Source organism: Streptomyces sp. NPDC025273 (genome assembly GCF_040638585.1).
GTDB lineage: Bacteria > Actinomycetota > Actinomycetes > Streptomycetales > Streptomycetaceae > Streptomyces > Streptomyces cinereorectus.
In genome coordinates, this window is the sequence record NZ_JBEZYP010000001.1 from 67,058 (window position 1) to 86,781 (window position 19,724).

16 protein-coding genes are annotated in these 19,724 nt (G+C 71.0%); 14 read left to right on the forward strand and 2 right to left on the reverse strand.

Features of this window, described 5'->3' with window-relative positions:
* Positions 1-4: 4 nt before the first annotated feature.
* From AB0F38_RS00235 to AB0F38_RS00260, 6 genes are all read left to right on the forward strand, one after another.
* Entirely contained in the window at positions 5-658 is a 654-nt protein-coding gene (locus tag AB0F38_RS00235) for a hypothetical protein (protein WP_361884621.1), read from the forward strand.
* A gap of 69 nt (positions 659-727) precedes the next feature.
* A complete protein-coding gene (locus AB0F38_RS00240; RefSeq protein ID WP_361886680.1) occupies positions 728-2,857 on the forward strand; it encodes a glycosyltransferase in 2,130 nt (709 codons plus the stop codon).
* Complete coding sequence (locus tag AB0F38_RS00245; protein WP_361884622.1) at positions 2,854-4,287, forward strand: acyltransferase; 1,434 nt, start codon at positions 2,854-2,856, stop codon at positions 4,285-4,287. The genes AB0F38_RS00240 and AB0F38_RS00245 overlap by 4 nt, the downstream gene beginning before the upstream one ends.
* A 151-nt stretch (positions 4,288-4,438) precedes the next feature.
* Positions 4,439-5,770 carry a nitrate/nitrite transporter gene (locus AB0F38_RS00250; protein ID WP_361884623.1) on the forward strand — a complete coding sequence of 444 codons (1,332 nt, stop codon included), beginning with the start codon at positions 4,439-4,441 and terminating at the stop codon, positions 5,768-5,770.
* Positions 5,771-5,900: 130 nt separating this feature from the next.
* The gene (locus AB0F38_RS00255) at positions 5,901-7,043 is read left to right on the forward strand and encodes a uroporphyrinogen-III synthase (RefSeq protein WP_361884624.1); all 1,143 of its coding nucleotides are present in this window, start codon (positions 5,901-5,903) and stop codon (positions 7,041-7,043) included.
* Positions 7,044-7,063: 20 nt separating this feature from the next.
* Positions 7,064-7,627: a GNAT family protein gene (locus tag AB0F38_RS00260; protein WP_361884625.1), complete on the forward strand. Its 564-nt coding sequence runs from the start codon at positions 7,064-7,066 to the stop codon at positions 7,625-7,627.
* Here AB0F38_RS00260 and AB0F38_RS00265 read toward each other — a convergent pair.
* The gene (locus AB0F38_RS00265; protein WP_361884626.1) at positions 7,560-8,183 is read right to left on the reverse strand and encodes a GNAT family N-acetyltransferase; all 624 of its coding nucleotides are present in this window, start codon (positions 8,181-8,183) and stop codon (positions 7,560-7,562) included. The two genes, AB0F38_RS00260 and AB0F38_RS00265, sit on opposite strands and share 68 nt — an antisense overlap.
* A gap of 342 nt (positions 8,184-8,525) precedes the next feature.
* On the opposite strand from AB0F38_RS00265, the gene AB0F38_RS00270 reads away from it, so the two are divergent.
* From AB0F38_RS00270 to AB0F38_RS00280, 3 genes are all read left to right on the forward strand, one after another.
* Positions 8,526-10,901, forward strand: coding sequence for a UvrD-helicase domain-containing protein (locus tag AB0F38_RS00270; RefSeq protein ID WP_361884627.1), 2,376 nt, complete (start codon positions 8,526-8,528; stop codon positions 10,899-10,901).
* 429 nt (positions 10,902-11,330) lie between these two features.
* Positions 11,331-12,764: an NAD-dependent malic enzyme gene (locus tag AB0F38_RS00275; protein WP_361884628.1), complete on the forward strand. Its 1,434-nt coding sequence runs from the start codon at positions 11,331-11,333 to the stop codon at positions 12,762-12,764.
* A gap of 380 nt (positions 12,765-13,144) precedes the next feature.
* Positions 13,145-13,426, forward strand: a complete 282-nt coding sequence (locus AB0F38_RS00280) for an HU family DNA-binding protein (RefSeq protein WP_003968811.1) — start codon at positions 13,145-13,147, stop codon at positions 13,424-13,426.
* Between the two features lie 367 nt (positions 13,427-13,793).
* On the opposite strand, the gene murA is transcribed toward AB0F38_RS00280, so the two are convergent.
* Positions 13,794-15,134, reverse strand: coding sequence for a UDP-N-acetylglucosamine 1-carboxyvinyltransferase (gene murA / locus AB0F38_RS00285; RefSeq protein ID WP_361884629.1), 1,341 nt, complete (start codon positions 15,132-15,134; stop codon positions 13,794-13,796).
* Between the two features lie 298 nt (positions 15,135-15,432).
* On the opposite strand from murA, the gene AB0F38_RS00290 reads away from it, so the two are divergent.
* The 5 genes from AB0F38_RS00290 to AB0F38_RS00310 all read left to right on the forward strand — a co-directional run bounded on the left by AB0F38_RS00290 (position 15,433) and on the right by AB0F38_RS00310 (position 19,723).
* Positions 15,433-15,993: a YqgE/AlgH family protein gene (locus AB0F38_RS00290; RefSeq protein WP_361884630.1), complete on the forward strand. Its 561-nt coding sequence runs from the start codon at positions 15,433-15,435 to the stop codon at positions 15,991-15,993.
* Between the two features lie 30 nt (positions 15,994-16,023).
* Positions 16,024-16,323, forward strand: coding sequence for a DUF3039 domain-containing protein (locus AB0F38_RS00295; RefSeq protein WP_014155978.1), 300 nt, complete (start codon positions 16,024-16,026; stop codon positions 16,321-16,323).
* 273 nt (positions 16,324-16,596) lie between these two features.
* Positions 16,597-17,901 carry an extracellular solute-binding protein gene (locus tag AB0F38_RS00300; RefSeq protein WP_361884631.1) on the forward strand — a complete coding sequence of 435 codons (1,305 nt, stop codon included), beginning with the start codon at positions 16,597-16,599 and terminating at the stop codon, positions 17,899-17,901.
* A gap of 2 nt (positions 17,902-17,903) precedes the next feature.
* A complete protein-coding gene (locus AB0F38_RS00305; RefSeq protein WP_361884632.1) occupies positions 17,904-18,875 on the forward strand; it encodes a sugar ABC transporter permease in 972 nt (323 codons plus the stop codon).
* On the forward strand, positions 18,872-19,723 hold the full coding sequence (locus AB0F38_RS00310) for a carbohydrate ABC transporter permease (protein WP_361884633.1): 852 nt from the start codon (positions 18,872-18,874) through the stop codon (positions 19,721-19,723). Before AB0F38_RS00305 ends, AB0F38_RS00310 begins: the two co-directional genes overlap by 4 nt.
* Position 19,724: the final 1 nt, after the last annotated feature.

Here is a 19,724-nt window from a genome sequence, read left to right on the forward strand (position 1 = left end):
ACCTGTGGAAAATTGGCACGAAGGTACCCGTACCGGACACACGCACGAGGCGAACGACGTCACGGTCCAACTGGACGGACTCGGTCGGCAGCTGGCCGAACTGCCCGTGGAGCCCGGCCCTGTGGACCCCTCCGACGGCCCGGTCTTCGTCGACGAGAGCGGTCGCCGCAGCAAGACGTACCGGCGTCTGGGCTGGGTGCTCGCCTCCATCTGCGCCGTCTACGCGGTGACGCTGGTGGTCGCCGTGCTCGGCGGGAGCTCCAGCGCACCCTGGCTGCCCCTCTCCGGGCACGAGGGGAAACAGGCCGGCGACATCGAGGTGCGGCCCGACCCCGCCGACGCCGGTGAGGTGTCCGGGAGCCCCGGGGCCACACCCGCCGCCTCCGTCCCGGCCCCGGCCGCCGACGGCTCCGCGAGCCCGTCCGCCACCGTGTCCACCGCCGTCCCGGCCCCGCCCGGCACGGCGGCCTCCGCCTCCGCCTCCGCGGCACCCCCCAGGGGCGACGGCGTCTCGGAGCCCGCTCCCGGCACCTCGGAGCCCGCGTCACCGGCCGACAGCCCCTCGCCGTCGGACGACACCGGCGGCCCCGTCGTGGTAAGTCCGCCCCCGTCCCTGGACCCCTCGGATCCGCCGGTGGAAGAAGAAGGCACCCCCTAGATGACAACCCCCGTCCCGCGGGGCAGGCACAACCACAGGAAGAAGCGGACCGCCCGGCGCAGACTCCCGATGCGCTATCTGCTCCCGTCACTCCTTCTCGTCGCCCTGCTCGCCATGCTGATGCTGCGCGGATACGTGCACAGCGAAATCCTTGCCGACCACCGCGTCCAGGCACCGGCTCCCACCACACAGGTGCCCGCCGACGTCCTCGAGGGCGGGCCGGTCATAGACGCCCGTACGTCCGGTGAGCCTGCCAAGACACTCCGGATACCCGACCGCAGGATCGTCCTGACCTTCGACGACGGCCCGGACCCGGTCTGGACCCCGCGGGTCCTGGACGAGCTCCGGAAGTACGACGCGCACGGCGTCTTCTTCGTCACCGGCACCATGGCCTCGCGCTACCCGGACCTCGTGAAGCGCATGGTCGACGAGGGCCACGAGATCGGGCTGCACACGTTCAACCACCCCGACCTCTCGTTCCAGTCCACCAGCCGCATCGACTGGGAGCTCTCCCAGAACCAGCTGGTGCTGGCGGGCGCGGCCGGGATCCGTACGTCCCTCTTCCGCCCGCCCTACTCCTCGTTCTCCGACGCCATGGACAACAAGTCCTGGCCGGTGACACAGCACATAGGCAGCCGCGGCTACCTCACCGTCGTGAACAACACCGACAGCGAGGACTGGAAGCGTCCCGGCGTCCGCGCCATCATCGAGCGGGCCACGCCCAAGGGCGGCAAGGGCGCCGTCATCCTGATGCACGACTCCGGCGGCGACCGGTCCCAGACCGTGGCCGCCCTGGGGGAGTTCCTCCCGCAGATGCAGGAGCGGGGATACGAGTTCACCCACCTCACGGCCGCCCTCGGCGCCCCCAGCGCGCACACCCCTGTCACCGGGTTCGCGCTCTGGAAGGGCAAGGCGTTCGTCTTCGCCGTGGACATCTCCGAGCGGATCACCGGTGTGCTGGTGGTCGGTCTCGCGGTCATCGGCGCTCTGGTGCTCGTCCGCTTCGGGCTGATGCTGCTGCTCTCCTTCCTGCACGCCAGGAAGGTCCGCCGCAAGGACTTCAGCTGGGGCGAGCCGTTCACCCGCCCGGTGACGGTCCTCGTCCCCGCGTACAACGAGCGCGAGTGCATCGAGGCCACCGTGCGGTCGCTGGTGGCCAGCGACTATCCGATCGAGGTCATCGTCATCGACGACGGCTCGACCGACGGCACGGCCGACCTCGTCGACGCGATGTGGATACCGAACGTCCGAGTCGTGCGTCAGCGCAACGCGGGCAAGCCCGCAGCGCTGAACAACGGCATCGCGAACGCCCGTCACGACATCGTCGTGATGATGGACGGCGACACGGTGTTCGAACCCTCCACCGTGCGCGAGCTCGTCCAGCCCTTCGCGGACCCCCGGGTCGGGGCGGTCGCGGGCAACGCCAAGGTCGGCAACCGCGACTCGCTGATCGGCGCCTGGCAGCACATCGAGTACGTGATGGGCTTCAACCTCGACCGCAGGATGTACGACCTCCTGGGCTGCATGCCCACCATCCCCGGTGCGGTGGGCGCCTTCCGCCGCGACGCACTGGACCGGATCGGCGGCATGAGCGAGGACACCCTCGCCGAGGACACCGATGTCACCATGGGGCTGCACCGCGACGGCTGGCGCGTCGTCTACGCGGAGAACGCCCGGGCCTGGACCGAGGCCCCGGAGTCCGTGCAGCAGCTGTGGTCGCAGCGCTACCGGTGGTCGTACGGCACGATGCAGGCCATCTGGAAGCACCGCCGCGCGGTCGTCGAGCGGGGGCCCTCGGGCCGCTTCGGACGGGTGGGACTGCCGTTCGTCTCGCTGTTCATGGTGGTCGCCCCGCTGCTGGCCCCGCTCATCGACGTCTTCCTGCTGTACGGACTGGTCTTCGGCCCGACGGGCAAGACGGTCGCCGCCTGGTTCGGCGTCCTGCTGGTGCAGGCGGTCTGCGCCGCGTACGCGTTCCGGCTCGACGGGGAACGCATGACCCATCTGATCTCCCTGCCGCTCCAGCAGATCCTCTACCGGCAGCTGATGTACGTCGTGCTGCTCCAGTCCTGGATCACCGCTCTCACCGGCGGCCGGCTGCGCTGGCAGAAGCTGCGCCGTACAGGAGTGGTGGAAGCGCCCGGTGGGGCACCCAGCCGCCGCAGGGACGCGGAGAAGGACCGGAGGCCGGTCGCATGACCTACCCGAACCAGCCCGGACAGGACGGCCACGACGGTGCCCGGCCGCCGCGGGGCGGCACCTGGATGCCGGAGGACGGGCCGTACCCGGCACCGCGCGGGCCGTACCCGGCGCGGCAGGACTCCGCTCCGGGCCGCGGCAGCCCGTACCCGGCGAGGGACAGCGCGTACCCGGCGCACGCCGGGGCGTTCCCCGCGCAGACCCGCACCACCCCGGACGCCGTCGTCCGCCCCGCGGCCCCGGCAGCGGGCGGATCCCCTGCCTCCACGGACCAGGAGGCTGCCGCGTCCCCCGTACTCCCCGCCCGGCCGGGACGGGACCGCTACCTCGACCTCCTCCGGGCCGTCGCCCTCGTCCGGGTCGTGTTCTTCCACCTCTTCGGCTGGGCCTGGCTGACCGTCCTGTTCCCGTCCATGGGCGTGATGTTCGCCCTGGCCGGTTCGCTGATGGCCCGCTCGCTGGCCCGCCCCGCGGGCAGCGTCATCCGCAGCCGGGTGCGCAGGCTGCTCCCTCCCATGTGGGCGTTCTCCCTCCTCGTCGTGCCCGTGATGTTCGCGCTGAGCTGGAAGCCCGTGCGGGAGGAGGGGCTGTGGTGGTTCGTCAAGATCGGCTGCTACCTCTTCCCCCTCGGCTCCCCTCCGTACCCCGAGGAGAGCGGCTCGCCCGGCGGGTGGCTGGAGGTGTCCTGGGCGGACCAGGCGGCGGGACCGCTCTGGTACATCCGGGCCTACCTCTGGTTCGTGCTCGCCTCGCCCCTGCTGCTCAGGGCGTTCCGCAGGGTGCCGTGGGTGACGCTGCTCGCGCCGATCGGCCTCACGGCCGTGATCGGCACGGGTCTGGTGACCGTGCCCGGGATGTTCGGCGACGGACTCGTCGACTTCGCGGTGTTCGGCTCCTGCTGGATCCTGGGCTTCGCCCACAACGACGGGCTGCTGAAGGAGATCCCGCGCTATCTCGCGGTGTCCTGCGCCGCGATCGTCATGGGCTTCGGCCTGTGGTGGGCGTCCGGCCACCTCACCGAGGAGGGCTGGAACCTGGACGAGATCCCGCTCGCCCAGGCCACCTGGTCCCTCGGCTTCTGCGCGATCCTGCTGATCTACGCCCCGTCCTGGCAGACCCTCCCCGGCAAGCTCGCCGGATGGGACGGCCTGATCACGCTGGCCAACAACCGGGCCGTGACGATCTACCTCTGGCACAACCTGCTGCTGATGGCGGCCGCCCAGCTCGTCGACGGGCTGTGGGCGATCCCGTGGTTCGGCGACGCGTTCGGCTCGTACATCGAGAAGTCGTACGACGGGCTCGTCCTGATCACGATCTGGCCGCTGATCGGGCTGGCCATCCTGGCGTTCGGCTGGGTCGAGGACGTCGCGGCCAGGCGCCGCCCGCGCCTGTGGCCGGACGGGGCGGACCGGCGCCGCAGTCGGGCCTGAGCCTTCCGGGGGCGCGGCGGGCCCGGGCTCACCGCACCCCCGGCGGCCGAGTGAGAGCAAGGTTGCGCACCGGTCACCTCGCGGCACCGCACCGAAACGCGCGTTCCCTAGCGTCGGCGGCACAACACCCCGACCCCTGTGGAGGCGCGTGATGGCCGGTCGTTGGATCGAGCAGTGGGAGCCGGAGGACGAGACCTTCTGGCGCGAGACGGGCGAGCGGGTCGCCCGGCGGAACCTGTGGTTCTCCGTGCTCTCGGAGCACATCGGATTTTCGATCTGGTCCCTGTGGTCCGTGATGGTCCTGTTCATGGGCCCGGAGTACGGGATCGACCCGGCCGGGAAGTTCTTCCTGATCTCCACGGCCACCCTGGTCGGGGCCCTCGTCCGGGTGCCGTACACCTTCGCGGTCGCGTTGTTCGGCGGGCGCAACTGGACGGTGGTCAGCGCGCTGACGCTGCTGGCGCCGACCATCGCCGCCTTCGTGGTGATGGAGCCCGGGACCTCGTACACCACCTTCCTCGTCGTCGCCGCGCTCACCGGCATCGGCGGCGGCAACTTCGCCTCCTCGATGACGAACATCAACGCGTTCTTCCCGCTGCGCAAGAAGGGCTGGGCGCTCGGGCTCAACGCGGGAGGCGGCAACATCGGGGTGCCGGTCGTCCAACTCGTCGGCCTGCTGGTGATCGGCACGGCCGGCGCCGCGTACCCGCGGATCGTGCTCGGCGTCTACGTACCGCTGATCATCGTCGCCGCACTCTGCGCCGCCTTCCGGATGGACAACCTCCGGCCCGTCCAGAACGACACCGGGGCCGCCCTCCAGGCCGTACGCGATCCGCACACCTGGATCATGTCGGTGCTCTACATCGGCACCTTCGGCTCGTTCATCGGCTACAGCTTCGCCTTCGGCCTCGTCCTGCAGACCCAGTTCGGCCGGACCCCGCTGCAGGCCGCGTCGCTCACCTTCATCGGCCCGCTGCTCGGCTCCCTGATCAGGCCCGCGGGCGGCTGGCTCGCCGACCGGTACGGCGGCGCCCGGATCACCCTGTGGAACTTCGCGGCGATGGCCGGCGCGACCGGTGTCGTCGTATACGCCTCCGGCATCGAGTCGCTCGGTGTCTTCCTCATCGGATTCATCGCGCTGTTCGTGCTGACGGGGCTCGGCAACGGCTCGACGTTCAAGATGATCCCGGGCATCTTCCACGCCCAGGCGATCAGCAAGGGCCTGCGTGGCGAGGAGGCCGCGGCGTACGGGCGACGGCTGTCCGGTGCGGCCATGGGCCTCATCGGGGCGATCGGGGCACTCGGAGGCCTCGCGATCAACCTCGCCTTCCGTCAGTCGTTCGCGACCTCGGGCACCGGGACGGCCGCCTTCTGGTCCTTCCTGGCCTTCTACGCCGTCTGCTTCACCCTCACGTGGGCGGTATACCTTCGCCGGACCGCGGCGGTGTCGGCGAAGCCCCGGCTCAGCTATGCCGAGGTGTGAGGGTGGCCATCGGGCGTCATGCGCCGTAACGGGGGGGAAATGTGAGTGAACCGAGTCTGTCACGCGGGGTTGGCAGGCTCGGACCTCCGCACCATCGAGCAGCAGCGGGACGAGAGCCGGGTATCACGCCATGCACGACGACGCACAGCACGGGCCCCTCGCGGGCTTCACGGTCGGGGTGACCGCGGCCCGTCGCGCGGAGGAGCTCGGGACGCTCCTGAGGCGCAGGGGCGCCGCGGTGCTGCACGCACCCGCGTTGCGGATCGTTCCGCTCGCGGACGACAGCGAACTCCTGGCCGCCACCAAGGAACTGATCGACGACGTCCCCGACATCGTGATCGCCACCACCGCCATCGGCTTCAGGGGCTGGGTGGAGGCGGCCGACGGCTGGGGCATCGGGGACCAGCTCCTCGACCTGCTGCGGGGCGTCGAGCTTCTCGCCCGCGGCCCCAAGGTCAAGGGCTCCATCCGGGCCGCCGGGCTCACCGAGGCCTGGTCGCCCGGGTCCGAATCGATGGCCGAAGTCCTGGACCGGCTGCTGGGCGAGGGAGTCGCCGGCCGCCGGATCGCCCTCCAGCTGCACGGTGAACCGCTGCCCGGCTTCGTCGAGTCGCTGCGGGAGGCCGGCGCCGAGGTCGTCGGCGTCCCGGTGTACCGGTGGATGCCGCCCGAGGACATCGCACCCCTCGACCGGATGCTGGACGTCACGGTCGCCCGCGGCCTGGACGCCGTGACCTTCACCAGCGCCCCGGCCGCCGCCTCGTACCTGAACCGTGCCCAGGCCCGCGGACTCCTCCCGGAGGTGCTGTCCGCCCTGCGCCACGATGTCGTGACGGCTTGCGTCGGCCCGGTCACAGCCCTGCCTCTGCAGGCCCGGGGCATCGACACCGTCCAGCCGGAGCGCTTCCGGCTCGGCCCGCTCGTCCAGCTGCTCTGCGCCCAGCTGCCGGCCCGTGCCCGTACGCTCCCGGTCGCCGGACACCTGGTCGAGATCCGCGGTCACGCCGTGCTGGTCGACGGCGCCCTGCGTCCCGTGCCGCCTGCCGGAATGGCCCTGCTGCACACGCTGGCCCGCAGACCGGGCTGGGTGGTCTCGCGCGCCGACCTGCTGCGGGCCCTGCCCGGCAGTGGAACGGACGAGCACGCGGTGGAGACGGCGATGGCCCGGCTCCGTACGGCCCTGGGCGTGCCGAGGCTGATCCAGACGGTCGTCAAGCGTGGCTACCGGCTGGCCCTGGACCCGTCGGCGGACACCAAGTACGCTGACGCCTGACGGGTCGGTACCGTGCGGGGATGATCGATGACGTCCACCCGCTGGCCGCCGGCGTCCGGCTGAGGCCCGCGACGCTCGGCGACGCCGAGTCCTTCGCCGAGGCCCTGACCCGCAGCCGCGCGTACATGCGCCGCTGGGAGCCCGTGCGGCCCGAGGCCTTCTACACCCCGCAGGGCCAGGCCCGGCGCCTGGCGGGGCTGCTCGCCGACCGGGACGCCGGGCGGGCCATGCCCTGGGTGCTGGCCGACGAGGAGGACCGGGTGGTGGGCGCGATGACGCTCGCCTCGATCGAGCGGGGGCCGTTCCGCAACGCCCGGCTCGGCTACTGGGTCGACGTCGACCGGGCGGGCCGGGGGCTGGCGACCGCCGCCGTAGGCCGGGTCTGCGAGGCGGCGCGGGACGTGCTCGGACTGCACCGCGTCGAGGCCGGGACGGTCGTGGACAACACGGCCTCGCAACGGGTGCTGGCGAAGGCCGGGTTCGAGCACATCGGCACGGCGCCGCGGTACCTCCACATCAACGGCGCGTGGCAGGACCACCGGATGTTCCAGCGGATCCTGCACGACGGCCCGCCGGGGCGCTGAGCGTTCCCCGCGGTGCGGGGGGTGCGTGCCGGACGTGCCGGTGGCCGTCCAGCGGATACTGCGGGGGCAGCGCGGGGACGACCTCGGCGAGCGCGAAGCCGGACTTCTCCGCGACCCGGCAGGACGCCTCGTTGTCCACCTGGTGGAGCAGCTCCAGCCGCCGCAGCCCCTCCCCTGCGAACGCGGTGAACGCCCAGTCGGTGAGCGCCCCGAGCGCCCGCGACGCCACGCCCCGGCCGCGGGCCGCCGCCGAGGTCCAGTAGCCCGCCTCGGCGCTCTCCGCACCGGCTACGGGGCGCTTCAGGGCGAGGTTGCCAACGAGTTCGCCCTCCCGCGCCGTGTCCGTCACGGCGAAGCTGAGCCGGCTGCCGGACGCCCAGCCCTCCCGCTGGACCTCGATCCACCGCTCCGCGTCCGCGGCGTCGGACACCTGGGTGCGCAGCCAGTGCCGCATCGCCGGGTCGTCGTACGCCGCGAGGAGCGCGGGGATGTCGTCCGGACGCCAGGGGCGCAGCAGCAGCGGCCCGGCCGTCAGAGTGACTGTTCCGTGATCCATGCGGATACGTTACGGCGCCCGGAACGGGCGGCCGGCGCCGCCCTGCTTACCTGGTCGCCGTCTCCAGGACGGACCAGGAGGAGACCGTCACCTCCCGGTCCGTGCCGGCCTGGGGATGCGGGATCGGGGGCTCCGCGCACGCGAGTGCCCAGGCCCCGTCGGCACGTGCGCGGCGGCGCGGCGACGGCGCGCGAGGGCATCGACCGCTACGAGGTCCGCACCCTCGCGGGCGAGCGGCCGGTGGAGATCGACGCCTAAACGTCATCGGGGCGGCAGGTGCGCGCGGGGCCCCCTTTCGCGTACGGTTGACGGCTGCCCAATGCACGTCAGAAGGGGGCCTCGGTGGCCGCGCAGGATGCCGCTGTCGATTCGTTGCGGGACCGGGAAATCGGTGTCGAGCAAGAACATCTGGACCGGGTCTACCACCGCCTCGAAGAGAAGATCCACGAGGCGGAATTTCTCATGCACGACGCCAGTAAACGGGGCCAGGTCGGCACGCCGGGGGCGCTCGCCGAGCGCGACGCCCAGGTCTTCCGCGCCGGTGTCCACCTCAACCGGCTGAACAGCGAGTTCGAGGACTTCCTCTTCGGCCGGATCGACCTGCTGCTCGGCAAGGACGGCGAACGCGGCCCGGACGGCGCCTTCACCTCCGTCGAGCCCGCCGACGACGCCGTACGGGAGGACAGCGCCGCCGACATCGCGGAGACGCTCCACATCGGCCGCATAGGAGTGCTGGACTCCGACTACGCGCCCCTGGTGATCGACTGGCGCGCTCCGGCCGCCGCGCCGTTCTACCGGTCGACGCCGAAGGACCCGGGCAGGGTCGTGCGCCGGCGGGTCATCCGCTCCAAGGGCCGCCGGGTCCTCGGGGTCGAGGACGACCTGATGCGCCCGGAGCTGACCGCCTACCTGGGCGGCGACAAGCTGCCGGTCATCGGCGACGGTGCCCTGATGGCGGCGCTGGGCCAGGCCCGCAGCCACACGATGCGGGACATCGTCTCGTCCATCCAGGCCGAGCAGGACCTGGTGATCCGGGCCCCCGCCGCCTCCGTCACGGAGGTCTCGGGCGGGCCCGGCACCGGCAAGACGGCGGTGGCCCTGCACCGGGCCGCGTACCTGCTCTACCAGGACCGGCGCCGGTACGCGGGCGGCATCCTCGTCGTCTCGCCGACCCCGCTGCTGGTCGCGTACACCGAAGGGGTGCTGCCCTCGCTCGGCGAGGAGGGCCAGGTCGCGATCAGGGCCGTCGGCTCGCTGTCCGACGAGGCGGCGGGCGTCGAGGGGGCGACCACGTACGACGAGCCCGCCGTGGCCCGGATCAAGGGTTCCTCCCGGATGCTGCACGTGCTGCGCAAGGCGGCCCGCGGGGCCCTGGAGCACTCCGCGCCCCGGCCCGCCGCCCAGGACGGGCAGCTGGCGTTCGGCGAGGCGGAGGCCCCGGGAGAGCAGGGCACCCCCACCCGGCTGAGGGTGGTCGCCTTCGGCGCCCGCGTCGAGCTGAACGCGGACGAGCTCCGCCGCATCCGGCACAACGTCCTCGGCGGCACCGCGCCCGTCAACCTGTTGCGCCCGCGCGCCCGCAAACTGCTCCTGGACGCCCTGTGGAGCAAGTCGTCGGGCCGGGGCCGCTACACGGACCCCGAGCTGGCCGCGGAGCTCCGTTCCTCGTTCGACGAGGACGTCTCCACCGAGACCCCGTTCCTCACCTTCCTGAACGCCTGGTGGCCGGAACTCACCCCTCGCAAGGTGCTGGCCACCATGAGTGACGAGCGACGGCTGGGCCGGTGGGCGCGCCGGATCCTCAACCAGGGCGAGGTGCGCCGTCTGGCCCGTTCGCTGAAGCGGCTGGACGAGGACGGCAAGGGCTCGCTCTCCGTCCACGACGTGGCCCTCCTGGACGAGCTGCAGACGCTCCTGGGCACCCCCCACCGCCCGAAGAGGAAGCGCGAGCTCGATCCGCTGGACCAGCTCACCGGTCTCGACGAGCTGATGCCGCAGCGCGAGGAGACCCAGTGGGAGCGGGCCGAACGGCTGGCGGCGGAGCGCACCGAGTACGCCCACGTCATCGTCGACGAGGCGCAGGACCTGACGCCCATGCAGTGGCGCATGGTCGGCCGCCGCGGGCGGCACGCCACCTGGACGATCGTGGGCGACGCGGCGCAGTCCTCCTGGTCCGACCCGGACGAGGCGGCCGCCGCCCGTGACGAGGCGCTCGGCAACCGGCCGAGACGCCGGTTCACCCTCACGGTGAACTACCGCAACCCGGCGGAGATCGCCGAGCTCGCGGCGAAGGTGCTGGCCCTCGCCATGCCCGGGATGGAGTCGCCGGCGGCGGTCCGTTCCACGGGCGTGAAGCCGCGCTTCGAGACCGTACGGGACGGGGATCTCGCGGCGGTCGTCCGCGAGGAGGCCCGCAGACTGCTCGCCGAGGTGGACGGCACCGTGGGCGTGGTCGTCGCGATGAACCGCCGCGCCGAGGCCCGCGCCTGGCTGGCGGAGCTGGGCGAGCGCGTGGTGGCGCTGGGAAGCCTGGAGGCGAAGGGGCTGGAGTACGACGCCACGGTGGTCGTCTCGCCCGCGGAGATCGCGGACGAGTCACCGGCGGGGCTGCGGGTGCTGTACGTGGCCCTCACCCGAGCGACGCAACAGCTGACCGTGGTGTCGGGGGAGCGTGACATGCCGGACGAGGACGGCGTGCCGGACCTGCTGAGGGACTGAGGAGGAGGGGTCGCCGCAGGCGGGCGGTTCCTTTTTTCGAGTCAACCCGTCGCACAGGAATCACTTCTGCGGGGTGTTTGTTAGCCTGGTGTCGGCACCGGTTCGATCCAAGCCCCCGGGCCCAACCTTCGTCGCTTCGAGCGACCACTTGCCGCGAGGCGAGCATGGCGGGCCGGTGCCACCAAGTGAAGAAGACAGACCCGCGTCACCTACCGGTGGCGCGGGTCTGTTCGTGTTCGGGGCGGGGCCGCAGGCCGGCGAGGAGGCTCCGCCGGACGGGTGAGTTCTCGCTTAGTGGAAAACGTATTCCGAAACGTGGCAGTCATTACCGGCTACCGGTCGGTAGGTGCGACGATCGGAACGCACGTGCGGGGCGATGCCCCCGCTGCGTGCGCAGTAATGAAGCTAAGGAAAGCGAAGGACTCGGCCATGGCAACGGCGCCCAGCGTCTCGTACTCGATGACGGTCAGGCTGGAGGTGCCCGCGAGCGGCACAGCGGTCTCCCAGCTGACCACGGCCGTGGAGTCCTCCGGCGGTTCGGTCACCGGCCTCGACGTGACCGCCTCCGGTCACGAGAAGCTGCGGATCGACGTCACCATCGCGGCGTCCTCGACCTCGCACGCGGACGAGATCGTCGAAGGCCTGCGCGACATCGAGGGCGTCGTCCTCGGCAAGGTCTCCGACCGTACGTTCCTGATGCACCTCGGTGGCAAGATCGAGATGGCGTCGAAGCACCCCATCCGCAACCGTGACGACCTCTCGATGATCTACACCCCGGGTGTGGCCCGGGTCTGCATGGCGATCGCCGAGAACCCCGAGGACGCCCGCCGCCTCACCATCAAGCGCAACTCCGTCGCGGTCGTGACGGACGGCTCCGCGGTGCTCGGCCTCGGCAACATCGGGCCGATGGCGGCGCTCCCCGTGATGGAGGGCAAGGCGGCCCTGTTCAAGCGCTTCGCCGGTATCGACGCGTGGCCGATCTGCCTGGACACCCAGGACACCGACGCGATCGTGGAGATCGTCAAGGCGATCGCCCCCGGCTTCGCGGGCATCAACCTGGAGGACATCTCCGCCCCCCGCTGCTTCGAGATCGAGGCGCGGCTGCGCGAGGCCCTGGACATCCCCGTATTCCACGACGACCAGCACGGCACCGCGATCGTCGTCCTGGCCGCCCTCACCAACGCCCTGCGCGTGGTGGGCAAGGCCATCGGTGACGTACGGGTCGTCATGTCCGGCGCCGGAGCGGCCGGCACGGCCATCCTGAAGCTGCTCATCGACGCGGGCGTCAAGCACGCGGTGGTGGCGGACATCCATGGCGTGGTGCACGCGGGCCGCGAGGACCTGGTCTCCGCCGACCCCGACTCGCCCCTGCGCTGGATCGCCGACAACACCAACCCCGAGGGAGTCACCGGCACCCTCAAGGAGGCCGTCGTCGGCGCCGACGTCTTCATCGGTGTCTCCGCCCCCAACGTCCTGAACGGCGACGACGTCGCCGCGATGGCCGACGGTGCGATCGTGTTCGCGCTCGCGAACCCGGACCCCGAGGTCGACCCGGCGATCGCCCGCGAGACGGCGGCAGTTGTCGCCACCGGGCGCTCCGACTTCCCGAACCAGATCAACAACGTACTGGTCTTCCCGGGCGTCTTCCGCGGTCTGCTGGACGCTCAGTCCCGCACGGTCAACACGGACATGATGCTCGCCGCGGCCCGCGCCCTCGCCGACGTCGTCGCCGAGGACGAGGTGAACGCGAACTACATCATCCCGTCGGTGTTCAACGACAAGGTCGCCGGAGCCGTCGCAGGGGCGGTCCGCGAGGCCGCGAAGGCGGCCGGGGTCTTTGAGGCCACGCCCGGCCCCGCGTAAACACACGCCGCCCGCGGGGGCCGGCCACGGCTCCCGCGGACGGTGCCCTACCTCACGTCCGGGCGCCCCGTACGGCGCGTCGCGGGTCGCGGCGTCCCAAACGCCCCTTTAGGGTGGGCGGGCAGCGAGCCCCACAGGCCCGGCATCCGCTGCGGACCGCTGCAAGAAGTCGACGGAACGTCACCACGGGCGAAATGGTGGTGCTTTTCGTGCGACGTCCAGGGGATCCGGATTGGCGTTAGCGCCGCAGGTGGGGGCAGGATGCGTATTCGGGCGCGAGGGTCTGACATCAGACCCGGGTCCGGGGGCTGTCAGAGGGCCCTGGCAGCATCGGCTTCGATCTCACGCCTCACAGGCAAGAAGAACACGGGAGTAACAACATGAACCGCAGTGAGCTGGTGGCCGCCCTGGCCGACCGTGCCGAGGTGACCCGCAAGGACGCCGACGCCGTTCTGGCCGCCCTCGCCGAGACCGTCGGCGAGATCGTCGCCAAGGGCGACGAGAAGGTCACCATCCCCGGCTTCCTGACCTTCGAGCGCACCCACCGTGCCGCTCGCACCGCTCGTAACCCGCAGACCGGCGACCCGATCAACATCCCGGCCGGCTACAGCGTGAAGGTCTCCGCGGGCTCGAAGCTCAAGGAAGCCGCCAAGGGCAAGTAAGGCCCCCAAGGCATCAAGAAGGGCGGCCGTCCCGACCGGGGCGGCCGCCCTTCGGCGTACCCGGGGTCACGCGCACCCCCACCGCGCAGGCGCTGTGAGGCGCCGCGACGCCCGGGGGAGCCCCTGGAGTCCACTTATGGCCCGTACGGGGCTGTACGGGCCATCTGCGGGGCTTGTGGGGCCGACCGGGGCCGATCGGGGCGGACCGGGACCGTGGAACGGCCTCCGGGTGGCCAGGCCCCGTGCGGGCCCATGAAGAAGCCCGCCGCCCCGGTCCCCTTGCGGGGGACCGGGGCGGCGGGCTGTGGTGCGCAATGCTGTGTGCGGCAGCACTGTGCGTGCGCCGGAGCGCGCATCCGGCGCGGCGTCAGACGAGTGAGCCGCCCGGCAGTTCGACCTTCGCGCCGAGCTTCTCGAGCTTGTCCATGAAGTTCTCGTAGCCGCGGTTGATCAGGTCGATGCCGTGCACCCGGGACGTGCCCTGGGCCGCCAACGCGGCGATCAGGTACGAGAACCCGCCGCGCAGGTCCGGGATCACCAGGTCCGCGCCCTGGAGCCTGGTGGGCCCGGAGACGACCGCCGAGTGCAGGAAGTTCCGCTGCCCGAAACGGCAGTCGGAGCCCCCGAGGCACTCGCGGTAGAGCTGGATGTGTGCACCCATCTGGTTGAGCGCCGACGTGAAGCCGAGCCGGGACTCGTACACCGTCTCGTGGACGATGGACAGGCCGGCGGCCTGCGTCAGTGCCACCACGAGCGGTTGCTGCCAGTCGGTCTGGAAGCCGGGGTGGACGTCCGTCTCCAGCGCGATGGCGTTCAGCGCGCCGCCCGGGTGCCAGAAGCGGATGCCCTCGTCGTCGATCTCGAAGGCGCCGCCGACCCTGCGGAAGGTGTTGAGGAACGTCATCATCGAACGCTGCTGGGCGCCGCGCACATAGATGTTGCCCTCGGTCGCCAGCGCGGCCGAGGCCCAGGAAGCCGCCTCCAGGCGGTCCGGGATCGCCCGGTGGGTGTAACCGTCGAGCCGGTCGACACCCGTGATCCGGATCGTCCGGTCGGTGTCCATGGAGATGATCGCGCCCATCTTCTGCAGTACGCAGATGAGGTCCTCGATCTCCGGCTCGACCGCCGCGTTGGACAGCTCGGTGACGCCCTCGGCGAGGACGGCGGTCAGCAGCACCTGCTCGGTGGAGCCCACCGACGGGTAGGGCAGCCGGATCTTGGTGCCGCGCAGCCGCTGCGGGGCCTCCAGGTACTGGCCGTCCGCCCGCTTCTCGATGGTCGCGCCGAACTGGCGCAGCACCTCGAAGTGGAAGTCGATCGGCCGTCCGCCGATGTCGCAGCCGCCGAGCCCCGGGATGAACGCGTGGCCCAGACGGTGCAGCAGCGGGCCGCAGAAGAGGATCGGGATGCGCGACGAGCCCGCGTGGGCGTCGATGTCGGCGACGTTCGCGCTCTCGACGTGCGACGGGTCGAGGATGAGTTCGCCCGGCTCGTCACCGGGGCGGACGGTTACACCGTGCAGCTGCAGCAGTCCCCGGACCACCCGCACATCGCGGATGTCGGGCACGTTGCGGAGCCGGCTGGGCCCGCTGCCGAGCAGCGCGGCGACCATCGCCTTCGGCACCAGGTTCTTGGCGCCTCGGACGCGGATCTCGCCCTCCAGCGGGGTGCCGCCGTGGACAAGCAGGACATCGTCTGTGCCGGTCATGTATCTCGCGTTCCGGAGTGGTCGGGCAGGGGGCCATCGAAAAGGGTAATGGCCACCCACCCCCGTTCCGTAAGGCACAGGGGGGTGGACGAGCGTCCTGGATCGGCACCGACACGTTCTGCTCGGCATTCCTTGCGGAGGGTCACCGGCCGGAAAGGCCGTGCGACGCGCCGGCACGCATGCGCTCCCCGTGCGCCTGTGCGGCTCCCGTGCGCCCTGAGCTGCGTGCGGGCATCCGCCGGGACCGGGCGGGCCGGTTGACCCCCGCGGAGGGCGAAGATGCGGGATCATTTCTGCCATGACCGAGGTGTCCTCGCTCACAGGGCGACTGCTCGTGGCCGCACCCGCCCTGGCGGACCCCAACTTCGACCGCGCGGTGGTGCTGCTCCTCGACCACGACGAGGAGGGCTCGCTCGGTGTTGTCCTGAACCGCCCGACCCCCGTCGGCGTCGGTGACATCCTCGCGTCCTGGGCCAGCCTGACCGGTGAGCCGGACGTGGTCTTCCAGGGCGGGCCGGTCTCGCTCGACTCCGCGCTGGGCGTCGCCGTGATCCCCGGGGACGAGGGCCCGCTGGGCTGGCGCCGGGTGCACGGGGCGATCGGTCTGGTGGACCTGGAGGCTCCGCCGGAGCTGCTGGCGGCGGCGCTCGGGTCGCTGCGGATCTTCGCGGGATACGCGGGCTGGGGGCCCGGCCAGCTGGAGACCGAGCTGACCGACGGTGCCTGGTACGTGGTGGAGTCGGAGCCCGGCGACGTGTCGTCGCCGCGCCCGGAGAACCTCTGGCGGGCCGTTCTGCGGCGCCAGCGCAGCGAACTGGCGATGATCGCGACGTATCCGGACGACCCTTCGCTGAACTGATGCTCGGAGTTTTCAGTACGCTTGGCAGTTATGAGCACTCTTGAGCCCGAGCGCGGGGCAGGTACGGGGACCCTCGTAGAGCCGACGCCGCAGGTGTCGAACGGCGACGGCGACCACGAGCGCTACGCCCATTACGTCCAGAAGGACAAGATCATGGCGAGCGCCCTGGAGGGCACTCCCGTGGTGGCCCTGTGCGGCAAGGTCTGGGTCCCGGGGCGCGACCCGAAGAAGTACCCGGTCTGTCCGATGTGCAAGGAGATCTACGAGTCCATGGGCGCCGGTGGCGACAAGGACAAGGGCAAGGGCGGCAAGGACAGCGGCAAGAAGTAGTCCCCGCCCACCCTCCCCAGGCCTTCGGGCTCCGGCCCCCGGGGCGCGCAGAGATGCGCGCCCCGGGGGCCTTTCGCGTGCCCGGACGCCCGGCGCGCTCCCCGGAGCCGGTGAGGTGCTGCACGTGCGACGCGTTGCACGGGCTGCATCCGGTGGTCACAGAGTGGTTGAGACCACTTGTCCCGGTGCTGGTGCGCCCTTACTCTCCTGCCAGTTGTGCAGAACGAAACGCGCGTTGCACAGAATGCAACGACTGATTGGTAAGGGTTCCGGATGAAGCTCTCAGCCCGAATTGCCGCCCCGGCCGCCGCGCTGGTGCTGGCGGGCCTCACGGTCACCGCCTGTGCACCGCAGACCTCCGACACCAGTGCCCAGGGGGACGAGAAGAGCGGCACGCTCCGCGTATGGCTCTTCCAGGAAGTCGGCAACAAGCCCAAGGAGAAGGTCGTCGCCGCGGCCGTCGCCGACTTCGAGAAGTCCCACGAGGGGGCGAAGGTCGAGGTCGAGTACATACCGGTCGACACCCGTGCCCAGCGCATCAAGGCGGCCTTCAACGACCCCGGGAGCGCCCCCGACCTCATCGAGTACGGCAACACCGACACGGCCGGTTACGTGAAGGACGGCGGACTCGCGGACGTGAGCGAGGAGTTCGCGGCCTGGGACGAGGCCGAGGACACCGACCCGGCCGCCAAGCAGTCCGTGACCGTGGGCGGCCAGGTGTACGGGGCGCCGCTCTTCGTCGGCGTACGGGCGCTGTACTACCGCACCGACGTCTTCGAGGACCTCGGCATCAAGCCCCCCAAGTCGCAGGCCGAGCTGATCTCCACCGCCAAGAAGGTCCACCGGGAGAAGCCGGAGCTGTACGGCCTCGCGGTCGGGGGCGCGTACACCTACGGCGCGATGCCCTTCATCTGGGCGCACGGCGGCGAGCTGGCCGAGGAGACCGGCGTGAGCTACGAGTCGGCCATCAACAGCGGGAAGGCGCGCAAGGGCATCGAGGCCTACACCTCGCTCTTCGGCGACGACAACTGCCCGGCCGCCAAGTGCGCGGCCATGGGAGGCAACGCGACCGTCACCGCCTTCGCGTCCGGCAAGGCGGCCATGGCGATCGGCGGCGACTTCAGCCACGCGGCCGTGGAGGCCGGCAGCGTGAAGGGCAAGTACGCGGTCGTGCCGCTGCCCGGCGTCGAGGAGGGCTCGATCGCCCCGGCGTTCGCGGGCGGCAACAACATCGGCGTGCTCAAGAGCAGTTCGCACCGCACCCTCGCGGTCGACCTGATGAAGTCGCTGACCGGCAAGAAGACGCAGGCGAAGATGTTCGACGCGATGGGCTTCCTGCCGACCTACACGGACGTACGGGCCACGGTCGCGAAGCGGCAGCCGTTCGTCGGGCCGTTCGTCGACACGCTCGGCGCGGGTGCCAAGTTCGTCCCCGCCTCCCCGGCCTGGGGCCAGATCGACGCCTCGCTGGTCCTGCCGACGATGTTCCAGGAGATCGTCAGCGGCCGTAAGGACGTGGCGGCCGCCTCGGACGACGCGGCGAAGAAGATGGACGCGGCGTTCGCCGACGCGAGCTGACGATGACCGCGATCACAACGGCTCACAAGGCCCCCGGCACGGCCGGGGCGGGCGGTTCGCCGGCCCGCCGGCCCCGGCGCCGCCCGGCATCCCCCGCGCGGCGTTCCGGCTGGACCCCCTGGCTGTATCTGCTGCCCGCGCTGGTCCTGCTCGGCGGGCTCCTCGTCTACCCGATCTACCAACTGGGCCTGATCTCCTTCCTGGAGTACACCCAGGCCCAGGTCAGTGGCGGCGAACCGACCACCTTCCAGGGCTTCGGCAACTACGCGACCCTCTTCGGCGACAGCCAGTTCTGGCAGGTGCTGCTCGCGACCGTGCTCTTCGCCACGGCCTGCGTGCTCGCCACCCTGTTCGCCGGCTGCGTCCTGGCGGTCCTGCTGACCCGCGTCCGGGCCCTGCCCCGGCTCGCGCTCATGATGGCCGCGCTGGGCGCCTGGGCGACCCCGGCGGTCACCGGCTCGACCGTCTGGGTGTTCCTCTTCGACCCGGACTTCGGCCCGGTCAACAGGGTGCTGGGCCTCGGCGACTTCTCCTGGACGTACGGGCGCTACAGCGCCTTCGCCCTGGTGCTCCTCGAAGTGCTCTGGTGCTCGTTCCCGTTCGTGATGGTGACCGTGTACGCGGGCATCCGGGCGATCCCCACCGAGGTGCTGGAGGCGGCCTCGCTGGACGGTGCCTCGCAGTGGCGTATCTGGCGCTCGGTCATGGCGCCGATGCTGCGGCCGATCCTGATCGTCGTCACCATCCAGTCGATCATCTGGGACTTCAAGGTCTTCACCCAGATCTACGTCATGACCAACGGCGGCGGCATCGCCGGCCAGAACCTGGTGCTCAACGTGTACGCATACCAGAAGGCGTTCGCATCCTCGCAGTACAGCCTCGGATCAGCCATCGGCGTCGTGATGCTGGTGATCCTGCTGGCCGTGACGCTGGTCTATCTGCGCCTGGTGCGGCGCCAGGGGGAGGAACTGTGAGCACGCCGACGACCCGTCTGCGCATCCGTCGGCCCGGGAGGCTGGCGGCGGAGGCGGCGGCCCTGGTGATCGCCGCCGCGGTCGCCTTCCCGCTGTACTGGATGGTGCTCTCCGCGCTCAAGCCGGCGGGTGAGATCCAGTCCACCGAGGCCCGGCCCTGGACGCTGGATCCGTCCCTCGACTCGTTCCGCCGGGTTTTCGAACAGCAGGAATTCGGCCGCTACTTCCTCAACAGCCTGCTCGTCGCGGGCACCGTCGTCATCGCGTCCGCGCTGATCGCCTTCCTCGCGGCGACCGCCGTGACCCGGTTCCGCTTCAGGTTCCGTACGACTCTCCTGATCATGTTCCTGGTCGCACAGATGGTCCCGGTCGAAGCGCTGACCATTCCGCTGTTCTTCCTCATGCGTGACTTCGGCCAGCTGAACACGCTGGGCTCGCTGATCCTGCCGCACCTCGCCTTCTCGCTGCCTTTCGCGATCTGGATGCTGCGCGGATTCGTCAAGGCCGTCCCGGAAGCGCTGGAGGAGGCCGCCTACATCGACGGGGCGAGCCGCACCCGCTTCCTGTGGCAGATACTCTTCCCGCTCGTCTTTCCCGGGCTCGTGGCGACCAGCGTCTTCTCCTTCATCTCGACGTGGAACGACTTCCTTTTCGCCAAGTCGTTCATCATCAGTGACACCTCCCAGTCGACGCTGCCCATGGCGCTGCTGGTCTTCTTCAAACCGGACGAGAACGACTGGGGAGGGATCATGGCGGCCTCGACGGTGATGACCGTGCCCGTACTGGTCTTCTTCGTACTCGTGCAGCGCCGTCTGGTCTCCGGACTGGGCGGAGCGGTGAAGGACTGAC